The 13,546-nt window shown below is 41.4% G+C and carries 11 protein-coding genes and 1 pseudogene; 4 read left to right on the plus strand and 8 right to left on the minus strand.

Annotated features, from left to right (window positions below):
- Positions 1-98: 98 nt before the first annotated feature.
- A complete protein-coding gene (locus D082_RS16995) occupies positions 99-581 on the minus strand; it encodes an MSMEG_0572/Sll0783 family nitrogen starvation response protein (protein ID WP_028946598.1) in 483 nt (160 codons plus the stop codon).
- A 465-nt stretch (positions 582-1,046) separates the two neighbouring features.
- On the opposite strand from D082_RS16995, the gene D082_RS17000 reads away from it, so the two are divergent.
- The gene (locus tag D082_RS17000) at positions 1,047-2,297 is read left to right on the plus strand and encodes an MSMEG_0569 family flavin-dependent oxidoreductase (RefSeq protein ID WP_028946597.1); all 1,251 of its coding nucleotides are present in this window, start codon (positions 1,047-1,049) and stop codon (positions 2,295-2,297) included.
- On the opposite strand, the gene D082_RS17005 is transcribed toward D082_RS17000, so the two are convergent.
- The 3 genes from D082_RS17005 to D082_RS17015 form a co-directional block, all read right to left on the minus strand.
- Positions 2,270-3,379, minus strand: coding sequence for a LuxR C-terminal-related transcriptional regulator (locus D082_RS17005; protein ID WP_028946596.1), 1,110 nt, complete (start codon positions 3,377-3,379; stop codon positions 2,270-2,272). The genes D082_RS17000 and D082_RS17005 overlap by 28 nt on opposite strands.
- A 243-nt stretch (positions 3,380-3,622) precedes the next feature.
- A complete protein-coding gene (locus tag D082_RS17010; RefSeq protein WP_028946595.1) occupies positions 3,623-4,090 on the minus strand; it encodes a DUF1348 family protein in 468 nt (155 codons plus the stop codon).
- Positions 4,091-4,520: 430 nt separating this feature from the next.
- Positions 4,521-5,342, minus strand: coding sequence for a hypothetical protein (locus tag D082_RS17015; protein ID WP_028946594.1), 822 nt, complete (start codon positions 5,340-5,342; stop codon positions 4,521-4,523).
- 693 nt (positions 5,343-6,035) lie between these two features.
- Here D082_RS17015 and D082_RS17025 point away from each other — a divergent pair.
- Entirely contained in the window at positions 6,036-7,796 is a 1,761-nt protein-coding gene (locus D082_RS17025) for a hypothetical protein (RefSeq protein ID WP_028946592.1), read from the plus strand.
- A 419-nt stretch (positions 7,797-8,215) separates the two neighbouring features.
- On the opposite strand, the gene D082_RS18450 is transcribed toward D082_RS17025, so the two are convergent.
- A complete protein-coding gene (locus tag D082_RS18450) occupies positions 8,216-8,506 on the minus strand; it encodes a hypothetical protein (RefSeq protein WP_144428775.1) in 291 nt (96 codons plus the stop codon).
- A gap of 467 nt (positions 8,507-8,973) precedes the next feature.
- On the opposite strand from D082_RS18450, the gene D082_RS17030 reads away from it, so the two are divergent.
- Entirely contained in the window at positions 8,974-9,495 is a 522-nt protein-coding gene (locus D082_RS17030) for a CAP domain-containing protein (RefSeq protein WP_028946591.1), read from the plus strand.
- Positions 9,496-9,523: 28 nt separating this feature from the next.
- Here D082_RS17030 and D082_RS19375 read toward each other — a convergent pair.
- Positions 9,524-9,676 (minus strand): annotated as a pseudogene (locus D082_RS19375) (site-specific integrase); the annotation flags it as partial.
- Positions 9,677-9,740: 64 nt separating this feature from the next.
- Between D082_RS19375 and D082_RS17035 the strand changes: the two are divergent.
- Positions 9,741-11,282: a glycine betaine ABC transporter substrate-binding protein gene (locus D082_RS17035; protein WP_028946590.1), complete on the plus strand. Its 1,542-nt coding sequence runs from the start codon at positions 9,741-9,743 to the stop codon at positions 11,280-11,282.
- Between the two features lie 249 nt (positions 11,283-11,531).
- Here D082_RS17035 and D082_RS17040 read toward each other — a convergent pair whose 3' ends face one another.
- A complete protein-coding gene (locus D082_RS17040) occupies positions 11,532-12,866 on the minus strand; it encodes a cytochrome P450 (RefSeq protein WP_028946589.1) in 1,335 nt (444 codons plus the stop codon).
- A gap of 64 nt (positions 12,867-12,930) precedes the next feature.
- Positions 12,931-13,497 carry a site-specific integrase gene (locus D082_RS17045; RefSeq protein ID WP_040123020.1) on the minus strand — a complete coding sequence of 189 codons (567 nt, stop codon included), beginning with the start codon at positions 13,495-13,497 and terminating at the stop codon, positions 12,931-12,933.
- Positions 13,498-13,546 lie beyond the last annotated feature (49 nt).

Consider the following 13,546-nt stretch of genomic DNA (forward strand, 5'->3'; position numbering starts at 1 on the left):
AACAAGTGATTGATATGTCAGACCTAAAAAATCAAAAACAAAATTTTCAAATCATCCCTCCCATCAATAATTGACCAAACATTTAATCAAGTAGGTTTTTACATTGTCCAAGTATCAAGAATAAACGCACCATCCTTACGGTGCATCAAGATTAAATCCATCACGTCTAGGGGATTGATCGGACGAATACCGGGGATTAGAGAAGGCTCGCCATGGCCATAAAGTGCTTGCAGTGCAAAGCGACAAGCATAAACCTTACCACCTGTTTCCATGATTTTTACAATACGTTCATTCATCGTCAGGTGACCCGGAAAACCTTCATCCCCAAGCTTAGGAAAACCCCTTTGTACACCGAGGGTAACACCGGGACCATAGAGCAAAACAGACGTTTCAAAGCCTTTTTTGATTAAGCGGCTAGCTTGCATTAAATTTACTAAGCCAATGGAGCCTTCAAACGCCACTGTATGAAAAGTAATGAGTGCTTTTTCACCGGGTTCAGCTTGGACATCAGGAAAAACTTTTTCCTCGTAATCTACTAAGAAATCACCTGTTTGGTGAGCTGGCTTAGTTACCTCTGGCATGGTTGTAGTTCCTTAAATTCAAATTCTGATTTGACTTGAGATTAGTCACGTATCAATGTAGAAGCGAAGTTTCCTTATTCTTGTATCATTTGTCACAAAAGATTAGTTTTAATTGAAAGTCATAGGTTTAACCATTCTTGATTTTTTATATGAAGATGATCTTTTTCTAATAATCCTAGCCAGAAAAAATGCTTCTTATCTAGATACAGTAAGAGTTTTAAGACTTAGAATCTTCCTGGAAATGGGTTTGTGTTCAGTATGTCTGCCCAAGATTTAGATGATTAGACACCTATCTAAATCAACAGGTCTGTCTCTGTAAAGCCTATAAATGCAAGACTATTTCGATGTTTCCTGTTAATAGAATTAGAAATCATTAGTTTGTAGCCAAATATACAAGTGGTAAAAATTTCCAGGCTTACAGTTGATGATTATCAAGAAAGATAGAGTTCAATGCAGGTAGATAATATGAAAAAAAATCACTATTCCGTCATTATTGTTGGTGGAGGACAGGCGGGCTTAGCGATTAGTTATCTCCTAAAACAAGAAAGTATTGACCACATTATTTTCGAGAAAAATCAAATTGGCTATGCTTGGCGTAATCAACGTTGGGATTCTTTTTGTTTAGTTACGCCCAATTGGCAATGTCGGTTACCCGGTTTTCCCTATGCAGGGGGTGATGATCAGGGTTTTATGGTGAAGGACGAAATTGTCCAATATCTTGAGGATTATGCGGCATCTTTCCGAGCTCCTATCCTTGAGGGGGTAGGGGTTTCTAAGCTTAGTCAACGGGCTGATGCTTTTGAGGTGATTACCAGCCAAGGAACTTACACCGCCGATCAAGTGGTGGTTGCCACTGGGGGCTACCATACACCAAAAATTGCGGCGATCGCCAAAAAACTACCTCCCCATATTGTCCAGTTACATTCGGTAGACTACAAAAATCCAGAAACCTTGCCAGATAACGTTTTATTAATTGGCACAGGTCAATCGGGCTGTCAAATTGCTGAAGACTTACACTTAGCGGGCAAAACCGTCCACCTTGCCACCGGCAGCGCACCCCGTTCACCCCGCCGCTACCGAGGGAGAGATGTGGTCGAGTGGTTAGAGTTGATGGGCTATTATGATCTACCCATTGATGAGCATCCCCAAAAGGAAATGGTACGCCACAAAACAAACCACTATTTAACAGGTCGTGATGGTGGCAGAGAAATTGATCTGCGTCAATTCGCCCTTGAGGGTATGCATCTCTACGGACGGCTCAAGGATATTGATGTAAATCAAATTCTATTTGCCGATAATCTCAAGGAAAATCTCGATCAAGCAGACGCAACAGCCGCCAGAATTAAACAAAATATTGATGAATATATTGCCAAAAATCAGCTTGATGCTCCCATCGAAGCACCCTATCAGCCCGTTTGGGAACCAACTTCCACACCCCTTGCCCTAAATATCGATGAAATTGAGGCGGTTGTTTGGTCCACTGGTTTTAATTTTAATTATGCTTGGGTCGATGTTCCCGTATTTAATTCGATGGGGGAACCGCTACATGATCGGGGCGTGACTAATGTGGCAGGGCTATATTTCTTGGGTTTACCTTGGTTATATACCTGGGGTTCTGGGCGATTCTCAGGGGTTGCCCGTGATGCGGAATATTTAGCGGAGAAAATTAGAGAAACACTGCCCGCCGGTCAAATAAATCCTTGTACGGTGGCTTGATAAATGGCTTGGTAGCGATTTTTGGCGTTGAGTTTATGGAGGGTGCCATTAAGATGAAACTTAACGGTACTCTCGCTGATGTGAAGTTCCTCGGCGATATCGCGATCGCGTAAACCTTGGGCTAATAAGCTGATGATTTCCTTTTCCCGTTCCGAGAGGAGATGTTTGTTAAGCTCGATGTTTTGGAACCCGTCATAGGGGAGTTGCAGCGAAATTTGCAGGATAGATTTATTTGCACTACTTTGACTCCTAAATTCACCGCCAATATGGTGGGCTAAAAATTCTATTTCTTTAAAAGGCGATCGCCCATCTGTGTTGAATACTTCTGGTAAGGATGTTTCGACAATGGCTTCGATGGTGACCGAAATCTCGGCATAGATAAGACGGCAATAATTACAGGAGAGTTGATTAAAAATTTCTGTGGTTCTGATCAATAGATATGCAAGGGTGGGAGAGAGTTTTTTTTCTGTGCCGATCAGGGTGAGCTTTGTCCGAGATAACAGCCTGGCCAAAACGTCCGGTAAAGGAATTTGATCGCCTAAAAATTGGGTTGTATTAATCGTATTTGTTTCGTTCTGGAGTTGTCGGACGGCATCAATGGCGATCGCCACTGCCATACAGAGAACTTGTAAAACTTCCAGAAATTCTGCGACAAAGGGAGCATCACTAAAGACAGCCAAGACACCAATCACACGGTCATGGCCTACCAATGGATAACCGGCGAAACCACGAATATTATTGGCGATCGCCCAGTCACGATCCTTTACCCAAGTTTCATTGGCGAGATGATTGCTTAAAAAAGGAATACAGCTTTGGGCAATTTTGCCGACCTTATAGGCCCCCATTGGCACACGGGCAAAACTACCATTCGTACTGGTATGTAACCCTGATGAAGCAACCAGTTTTAAACTCGCACCATCAGGCTCTGTTAACCAAATGCGTGCAAACACGCAATGAAAATCATGGATTAATGCTTCGGTGATTTCTTTGGTGATCGCCGTTGTGTCAAGGCAACCAGAAATGCGCTTGCTAGTTGTATTTACCTTTTGGAGATCAAAAATTAGCTGGGCAGAATCTAACACGAGCAGCTCAGAACACTATCAAATCCACGCTATCAAAGGACGCTATCTTGAAAAGTGCTGCAAGCAACATTATGGACACCGAACCATGGGATGAATTTTTGCCATGATCCCCGGGTTTATTGATAGTTCAAAACCGCTGCGACTCAAAATTTGAAGTCATTATATGGACGAGGCGCAGACATTTTATCCCTATCTCAAGAATCATGGCCTTAGATTACATAGACTACATTTTGGGCTGTGGCATTATTCTGGAGTATTGATCAAACCAGGGTGATCTAATGGGCGATCGCCGGGGGCATCCCAGAAGAAACGACGCTCGGATTCAGCAATGGGTTTGTCGTTAATACTCGCTTCCCGACGACGCATTAAACCCGCTTCATCAAATTCCCAATTTTCATTGCCATAGGCGCGATACCATTGACCCCCATCATCCTGCCATTCGTACTGAAAACGTACTGCGATCCGATTTTCGCCAAACGCCCACAGCTCTTTCACCAGACGATAATTTAACTCTTTATCCCACTTGCGACGCAAAAACTCACGGATTTTTTCCCGACCTTGGAATACTTCCGCCCGATTACGCCAAAAACTATCCTCGGTATAAGCCATACAGACTTTATCCGGGTTGCGACCATTCCATGCATTTTCTGCCATCCGTACTTTGGCGATCGCAATTTCCTTAGTGAAGGGAGGAACTAAAGATGTTGTCATGATTAAAATTTCCCAATAATTTCAGAAGAGACGGCGGCTTACGAATTTGTTCACTCTCATTGTTGATGCAGGCAAAACCTACGAATTCACCTATGGTCGTTGACCCAATAGTGACAGAAGAAGTGTCCGAAAGACCACTAATGGCGAGAACTCCGCATTTGGTGACAGTGACATCTTTAACAGAGGAAACCCTCGCATAATCAGACAATACCTTTTGACTAGGGCTTAGTTTTAGCGGTGGAAAATTTTTGGTCGCTCATCTAAACTGTCTCATTTACGATTTTTGGCTTTACGAGTCTGTCTAACGAGAAATTAAAAAGTCCCACCGATCGCCAGAAATATTTATTGATTACTGATGGCGACGCTACACTGCTCCAAGCTTAGTGTTTAGAAAGAAAAAATGTTCAGGTTATTTTTTCTAGACTCCAAATTAACGTGCATTCACACGGCGCAAGTCCCAAGACACATTGAGAACCACTGAACCGTGATTCACTGTCATCTTATCCTTCAAGTGATTAATGTTCGTGAACTTTCTTAGATGAGAATAATCAGCTTTGTAAGCTGGATTCAATTTCCTTTCTGACTCAGGATTCAGGGTGGGAGCTTTATCCTCATCGGGCAGAATGCCCTGTCGCCGTAACCGTTCTACCCTTGCTAAAATCTCCTCTGCACTGGGCTGCCTCCCCGTCCGTCTAAACGTTGCTTCGTCCTGGGCAATCATTTTTTCGAGTTCCTGTTGCAGTCTCGGATCATCTACCATTGCTTGTCCTGCCTGGGTTACTCGATCTAACTCTGCTTGCTCCGTAGGTGAAAGTCTCGCTGAACGATTGACTGCGCCTCCCACTTGAGCTAGTTGATCAGAGCTATTAAATCGAACCTGCATCGTTTCATATTCTCGTTGAATCGAGCGACCATTGGCGTCAACACAACGAGGTAGGCGAACAAACTGTGCAATGACGAATTCATAACTGTTTTTGGGCATCTGTTCATCATTGGTGTAGATCGACATCAGCGAATCAGCAATACCTACTGGAACCGGACTAGCAGCTGTACAGGTGGCAAAGACCTTACCGGACTGGGAAATCACATAAGGTGTTGTCACTGTGATCGAACCTCGCATCTCATATTGAAATGCAGTCAGATTTGGATCGTAGATATTGGTGGGTTTCTGCTGCAATTCTACGTCTGCGATCGCCGTGTAAGTTTGAGCTCCAGAACTCCAAATCTGGATTGTGCCGACGTAATCTGGCACCCAATATGCAGAACTACCGCGATATTTTCCGGGTTGGGGTTGCGCAAGCGCTCGTTATTCCAATCGTCAGTGCAGCAGCTAAACTCCCTGTACGACCCAGCACTTTCCAAAGCACTTTCATAATCGCTAAACAGAAGAAATTTTTGGCTTTCAGTATAGTGACTATATTGTCTTCACCGCCAATATCAAAGATTTTGAACAAATTGCTAGGGCAACAGAAATTCACCCAGGTATTATCTTTATCTGTGATGGGGAGTTACAATCGCAGTCAAACATAGGCGATCGCCAAGAAAACTGGGGTTTGGGCTAATGGCAATGCAGAACGCACTTGGGATTGGCGGAGACGGAATAAATAAGGGTTGGTGGGCAATCAGCTAACACAACGCTAAATTCACTCGGATGGAGTTACACTTTCATGAATGATAGTTACGGGTTGATCCTGGAGGGAAAAGTAAAGGTAAATTGATGGCAACATCGTCTGTCAAGACTGAAAGACAATTGTTATTAGTTCTTTTTGAAGTACCTTAACCTGCCTAATGCGCTTTTAGGAGTGATATGCCGAAAATTTTCATATATCATTACCCTAGAGATTATTATGCAGAGTGTTTGTGTATGTTCAATAATTAGCTCAGGGATTACTTGCACGGCTATACATTAAAATTACTTAAAAGCTGCTATGACCCATGAAGTAGAATGACAGACCAATCTTTAAATATTCAGATCAAGGAAAGACCTAAAATTTGTGCGATCGATTTAGAAGAGGAGATTATTGAAGCCTTACAAAACAAAGGTTTATACTGCTACTCTGGTACCTTGGGGCCTCAAGTCAAAGTGCCAAATTCAGGCAGACACGATAGACATCAATGCCTGCTAAACTTGGATTTTCCGCCCAATCTACACGAGTACGACATTGTAATCGTAGATCTCCAAAAGCAAAAGCCGATTGAATATCTAGAATCTGAGCACACTCAGACTTTCGTCAAAGGAAGTGTACAACCTGTCTTATTAAGTAGCTATCCTGAAACAGTTTTTGATCCACGCCCACTATCTTCAAGTATTTTGAGAAGAAATTTAGAAGAATTCTTCTCTCGTCAAACTCTTGTTATTGTCTTTTGTTCCGCACAAGAAGTAACTGAGTACCATTTTGCAAGGGTAACTCGTAATGGTGTTTGTGAAGATAAGCTAGTGGAACATCGCTTATACGAGTTTATTCCACAGTTGCAATCAACATATAATAAGATAGGAAGAAATGTAACAGTTTCGGATTTTGAAGAGAGCATAAAAAGTTTTCTTCAAAAGCATAGTAAAAATTTTATTTATGAAATTGTATTTCAACATCCCAGAAAGTGGCTACAGGATGAGCGGAGGTATGTTGAGAGCAGTGAATTTATTCCTTTATTGCTGAATTCAAATAATGAAATTATAGGATTCGTTGACTTTCGTTTAAGGACATCAGCAATCTTTGCTTTCCCTCAATTGAAATATGATGTAAAGAAAAGTTTTTTGCTTGAGCTTATTGATGAAATATTGCCCGGATTATTTCCTGAAATCTTTCCTTATTCTGAGCGGTTTTCTTGGCTAAAATCAAGGGAATATTTCCTTCCAAATCAAGCAAATCTTTTGACAAAAAAAGCAAAGCTAGAAGATGAATACAGATTGGCTGTGACAGAAATCGAAAGCGAAATTAAAAAAAATCAGTCTAAGTATAAATTTTTACATAATTTACTCACTGAAACAGGAAATCCACTGGTTAAATCTGTTGAATATTTTCTTGCCTGGATTGGCTTCGAGAATATTGTCAATATGGATGAAACTAATCCAGAAATCAAGGAAGAAGACCTCCAGATTCCTTTGGAGAAGGGTTTATTGGTTGTGGAAGTTAAAGGCATTGGTGGTACTTCCAAAGATAGTGAATGCTCACAAATAAGTAAGATTAAGTATCGAAGAGCGAAAGAGCGAAAGAGTTGTGATGTTTTTGCTCTATATATAGTCAATCATCAAAGATATCTTCCTCCCCTGAGAAGAAGAAATCCTCCCTTTAGTGAACAACAAATCAATGATGCTCAATCTGATGAAAGAGGCCTGCTGACTACATACGAACTGTTCAAACTATACAACAATATTGAACAAGGTTTTATAACAAAGGAAGATGCTAAAATCTCCTTATTAGGATTTGGAGTTGTGCAGTTCAAACCATCGAATTCTTACTGGCTTGGACATCCTTTAGAAATTCATCATAAGGGACATGTTGTAATTCTTAGTATCTCTAATATAACTATTAATAAGGGAGATTCAATTATTGTTTGTAATGAACAATCCTGGTTTAAAACCAAAATTCTAGATATTCAGTTAAATAACGAAGCAATTATAACTGTGTCTGAAGGCGAAATAGGCATAAAACTCAGCCATAGCGTTCTTAAGACCTCTGAATTATGGTTGGAAAATAATTGTTGATGCCAATCTAATAATCTTGTTGAAGCACATAAATATAGTCAATCAAATTAAGATTGAGACGGCTAAGGCCTTTATCAAACAGCTTTTTAGCTCCGGTCAGTATCTTAGTTTCAATTAAATCAACTATAACAAGTATTGCTATGTCGCCAAGGCTATCCGTAGTTAATCATTATCAAAAAAATCAGCAGGGCCGTCCAAACTTACCTAAACTACATAAAAAGCTCCACTTTCTGTGGGGTCTGTATTTGATGGCACCGTGGATTACCACCATATATTGAGGATGTAGGCGATCGCCAAATTCTACTAGGAGTTTAACGGCGATCGAGATTTTAACAGCTGAATTGAGCGGCAGAAACTATCTTTTACCCACTATCAAAATGTCATAATTCTGCCCATTCTAATGATGTGTTATGCCGCAATTAGGCGGGTTCAAGTCGAAGATAATGTTTTTCGGGGCTAGTCACTGAGATTGCATTTTCTTCAGTTACAATTCCACACGCTTCAATAAAATCACCTAATCTAACATCTGCAAAATAAGGCTGCGGTCTTCTTCCTCCAACTAAATGAAGAATTATTTCACTATGGTTTGTAGTTAATACAGTTACTTTTCCATCTCCGCACCAACTCATAGGTTCAAGGTTTAGACATACAATGGTTCCTCTAATGACAACATCTTCGTTTTTAATAAGCAGATTTGATGTATTTTTCATAAGACCCTAATAATATCTCTAAAATGATGAAACTCTCTTACGGTCATTAGATTTTTTTAATCCATTTAACAAATCTGCTCTTTTAGGGCACTTACATGATTTCAAATATTTTTTTCATAATCTCTAAACATTTCCTATGGTCAGTTTAGGCATAACTATTGATTATAAGGAAAGTTTCTGTATATCACCACCAAATAGAGTGATCGCCGACTAATCAGTTTTTAGAATACTACCAACTGTCAAACATTAAGGAACAAAAATATGAAACTTTTTATAAAAGCCTCAAGTCGCAGGCGATCGCCTGACGGTATGACATCCCGCTGATTACTTGTGACCAAAAAATCTTGAATTATTCCCATGTCAAAACCATTTGGTAAAATTAGGCACTTAGTCGGTGAAAACTAATGGGACGTTATCGATCGCCAAAGTCCAAACAGCTAACCACAGGGATTTTTGTAGTAGTAGCCATGATTTTGTTTCAGGGCAAGGATTCACTCTACTATCACAATGGCAATGGTGGCGATAACTGGAAAATTGGCTCGCCCCAGACCCATATATTCAATGCCCATCAGACTCGTTCCTTGGCCGACCTTCAAACCCAAGCCCTTACTCTGGTCAACCGAGATCGCCAGTTAAACAATCTTTCGCCTCTGGTGGCAGACCCCTTGATTACCAAAACAGCTCAGGGTCACGCGGAGGATATGGCCAAACGGAATTTTTATGGTCACGATACCCCTGAAGGGAAGTCCCCCACCGACCGTTATCAAGCTCTGGGTGGAAAGGGTGGAGTCGGTGAAAATATTGTGGTCTTACCCCGCTCTCCCTATTTCTCTCTCAACTACGGACTGGTAGAACGGTTTCAGAAAAGTTGGATGTATTCGGAAGGACATCGCAAAAACCTATTGACTCCCAACTACACTAAGTTTGGCTATGGCATTGCCACTAATCCTAAAACGGCTAAAGTCTATGCTGTTCAAAATTTTCAATGACTGGTGTGGGCCAAAAACTAATCTAACTTTAAAACGAGATTGTAGATAAAGCCTGCTCCTTCTCCTGTTCAGAAACCTCCAGATGGTGGAACAACTCATTCAAATTCTTGTGGCCGCTAATCTTTTGAATCACCCGGAGATTAATGCCCTTGCGGCACATCATTGTTAACGCACTGCGAGGTAATGAATGGGTAGATTAGGGGCTTGTCGTTCAGTTAGACTAAGTTTCCCCGTCTTCTAAACCAATGACCTCATTAGCCAATCTTTGGCCCCAACTGTTAACCCACACCCAAGAACATATTCAACTAGTGGCGATCGCCATGACGGTGGCGGTTTTAATCGGTATTCCGTTGGGGGTGGTGATTAGTCGAGTACCCCGTCTAGCCCAGCCGATTTTGATTTTTGCCAATGCGGCCCAGACTATCCCTTGTTTGGCCATGTTTGGTTTTTTGATTACGGTGCCATTTTTGGGAGGCATTGGCCCTACCCCGGCGATCGTGGCGTTGATGCTCTATGCCCTGTTGCCCTTGATTCGCAACACATACACGGGGCTAAAATCCGTTGATCCCGAATTAAAAGAAGCGGCCCTCGCTTTAGGCATGACCCCTCAACAGGTCTTGATTTATATCGAATTACCCTTAGCATTAACAATCATTTTGGCCGGTGTGCGGGTGGCGACGGTAACTTGTGTGGGTATTGCCACCATTGCGGCGGCGATCGGTGGAGGGGGGTTGGGAGTGTTTATTTTTCAGGGTATTTCCTTGGTCAATGACCAACTGATCCTAGCCGGAGCCATTCCAGCCGCGTTGATTGCTTTAATCGCTGATTGGGGCATTGGCTTAATCGAAAAACAACTGTCCCGCCATGGCCCCCGGTTATCCCGTTGGCAACGCAATTTGCGCTGGGGAACGGTCGGTTTAGGGGGATTTCTGGGATTATCATTTTTGATTCATGCTCTCTGGTTTGGCAACCCGGCAAATATTACCATTGGCGCAAAAAATTTTACTGAGCAATACGTGTTGGGAGAACTGCTTGCCCAACAAATTGAAAATAAAACTAATTTGACAGTCAATCGCCGTTTTAATTTGGGGGGTACCAATATTGCCCATGAAGCGGTCAAATCCGGGGCGATCGCTGGTTATGTGGAATATACAGGCACTGCTTACACAGTTATTTTGAAACAACAACCTATTTCTAATGCAGAAGAAGTTTACGAGACAGTTAAAAGAGATTATGCCAGAAAATTTCAGTTAACCGTTTTTCCCTCTTTGGGGTTTGAAAACACTTTTGCGCTCGTTGTGCGTCCCACCGATGCCCAACGCTATGGTCTTAAAAAGATTAGTGATTTAGTGCCTTTAGAAAATGAATGGCAGGCAGGGTTTGGTTATGAATTTCTTAACCGTCCTGATGGTTACCCCGGTCTGAGTCGTACCTATAGTTTGAAATTTACTAAACCTCCGATTGCCATGGATTTAGGTTTAATTTATACAGCATTAATAACAAACCAAGTTGATTTGGTGGCAGGTAATTCCACCGATGGGCAAATTTTTAAAAATAAACTGATTGTCTTGGAAGATAATAAACGCTATTTTCCACCCTATTACGCCGTACCTATTTTCAATGATAAAATCTTAAAAACCTATCCTCAAATCCGACCAGCGATCAATGAATTAGCCGAGATCTTGACCGCCACAGAAATTCAACAACTCAACTTGCAAATGGATGAGGGCAATACTGATGTGAAAAAGTTGGTACAAGCCTTTTTGCAGACCAAGGGGTTAATTTAAGTGACCCAGAATGTCGATCGCCCTTGCATCTGCTTAATAGACAGTGGATTCTCTATGACTTTTACTGCCTATTAATCACTCTACCCCTAGCGCTTCAAGCCATAACTTTTTGTTTGAATGTAACTGCTAGTTCTAGTAATAAACTGAATTTGCTGTAGCTGAAGAATTGTAGCCAATATGGCTCAAAATGAGCGAGTTATTTTTGAAGAACTACAACGATCAAATTTTAATTTGATTGTTTGCCTAGAATTATTTTAGTGAATGTAGCTTTACTTGTAAATTATCCTTAGGTCGAGGACTAGGAGTAACAACCAGCTCTAAATTTTGTCCAGGTAATAATGTCCAATCAAATTGCTGGATTAATCGGGTGGCAAATAATTTCATTTCCAGCCTAGCAAATTCCTTACCTAAACATTCCCGTAGTCCACCACCAAAGGGAACATGGGCAAAGGGGGGATTGTGAGTTGCACTACCATTAGAGGCAAACCGTTCTGGATCAAACTTTTCGGGATTGGGATATAAATCAGGATCGGCGTGGGTTTGGCTAATTTGATAAGAAACTAACCAACCCTTGGGAAAATGAAAACCCTGAAATTGACAGCCTTGGATTAATTCCCGAAAACCACCACCCACAGGAGGGATTAACCGTAATACTTCCTGCAACACTTGATCTAAATAGGGCATTTTTTTAAGAGTTTCTGCTGTCAGTTTTTGCCCTAATTGTAATTTATTTTGTTCCTGTCTTACCTTTTCTCGAATGTCGGAATGCTGTCCTAACAATAGACAAAAAGAAGATAATGCCGAAGTTAAAGTTTCATGCCCCGCAAACAAAAGTAACAAAATTTGATCCTTCAGCTCTGACAAAGATAACGGTTGATTATTATCATCTCGGGCGGTTAATAATATGCCCAACGCATCTTCTTCCTTGGGAGGCTGTTGTTGTCGAGTTTTGATGATTTGTTCAAGCTCGGCCAATAACAAAGCCCTTGCTCGTTGGGATTTACCAAATAAGGTATTAGGCAAAGGAATTGGTAGACTAAATAATCCTTGAATATAAATTTCAAACCAAGAAAATAAATGAGGATTTTGGCCTGCTCCTTCTCCCATAAATAACGTTGCCGCCACATCGAAAGTCATTCGTCTTAATTGAGGATACCAAATCACCTCATCAGCTTTTTCCCATTGCTCCAAATATCCCTGAATAATGCCATCCATTTTCGGTAAATAACCGTCCAATGCCCTGGGCAAAAAGGCTTGGTATAGAATTTTACGGCGTGAGCGATGTATTTCCCCCATTTGAGTTGCTAACGCATTAGGCCCTAGCAAAATTCTGGTGCTGAGGGGCCAAGTTGCTTGAAAAGTTTCCTGTTCCTTAGTGAATAAAAAGCGATTTGCTAATGCCCCAGAAACAAAAATGACATTTTTACCAAATAAACGGGTTTTAAAAATTGGCCCAAATTGTTGTTGCCGCTTTTTGCTGAAGTCTCCATCATTAAGAAAATTCAGGGTTTCTCCTAACCACGGTAAACCAAAGTTACCAGGGGGAATGGGTAAAGAATCTAAATTTGCAGGAGAAGTTGTCATGGAAAAAAATAGGGTAGTTCGTTCAAGATTAATATTTACAAAGTCACCGTTCTATCAATCAATTTTAAAACGAAATTGTAGATAAAGCTTGCTCCTTCTCCTGCTCAGAAACCTCCAAATAGTGGGACAACACATTCAAATTCTTATGACCACTAATCTTTTGAATAACCCGCAAGTTAATGCCCTTGCGACACATCATGGTTAACGCAGTCCTGCGGAAAGAATGGGTAGAAACTCCCTTCACTCCAATCCTATCCGTTGCCGCCTTCAAAATCTTGTGGGCCATGGAAGGATGAAGGTGTGACCCCACCCGTTTGCCCCGAAACACATAGGCAGAGGGAAATCTAACAAATTGTTGGCCTTGCCGGTACTGATCAAAAAGAGCTTGCAATGCTGGGGTAATGGCCACAGTGCGACTGGATTTAGTCTTCGTCTTTTCAATGCGGAAAGTCATGGCATCAGCGGTGACATCATCCCAAGCCAGAGAACAGGCTTCCCCAATACGGCAACCAGTGTAAAGACAAATGCCAAACAGAAGGCGATCGCGGGGAGTGAGCAACCCAATAGTGAACAGGTTATGTAATTCCTGCTCAGTTAATACTTTTGCTTGCCCCTGACGGTTAATTTTCATTCAATAATTTGTGGAAAATATTGAATAGCTTCCACAAACCTAATTCTAT

This window comes from Synechocystis sp. PCC 6714, assembly GCF_000478825.2.
Lineage (GTDB): Bacteria > Cyanobacteriota > Cyanobacteriia > Cyanobacteriales > Microcystaceae > Synechocystis.

Coding starts and splice junctions, on each gene's coding strand:
- D082_RS17030 (WP_028946591.1), top strand. CDS start 8,974: ATGATTTTGTTTCAGGGCAAGGATTCACTCTACTATCACAATGGCAAT.
- D082_RS16995 (WP_028946598.1), bottom strand. CDS start 581: ATGCCAGAGGTAACTAAGCCAGCTCACCAAACAGGTGATTTCTTAGTA.
- D082_RS17010 (WP_028946595.1), bottom strand. CDS start 4,090: ATGACAACATCTTTAGTTCCTCCCTTCACTAAGGAAATTGCGATCGCC.
- D082_RS17000 (WP_028946597.1), top strand. CDS start 1,047: ATGAAAAAAAATCACTATTCCGTCATTATTGTTGGTGGAGGACAGGCG.
- D082_RS17035 (WP_028946590.1), top strand. CDS start 9,741: ATGACCTCATTAGCCAATCTTTGGCCCCAACTGTTAACCCACACCCAA.
- D082_RS18450 (WP_144428775.1), bottom strand. CDS start 8,506: ATGAAAAATACATCAAATCTGCTTATTAAAAACGAAGATGTTGTCATT.
- D082_RS17025 (WP_028946592.1), top strand. CDS start 6,036: ATGACAGACCAATCTTTAAATATTCAGATCAAGGAAAGACCTAAAATT.
- D082_RS17040 (WP_028946589.1), bottom strand. CDS start 12,866: ATGACAACTTCTCCTGCAAATTTAGATTCTTTACCCATTCCCCCTGGT.
- D082_RS17045 (WP_040123020.1), bottom strand. CDS start 13,497: ATGAAAATTAACCGTCAGGGGCAAGCAAAAGTATTAACTGAGCAGGAA.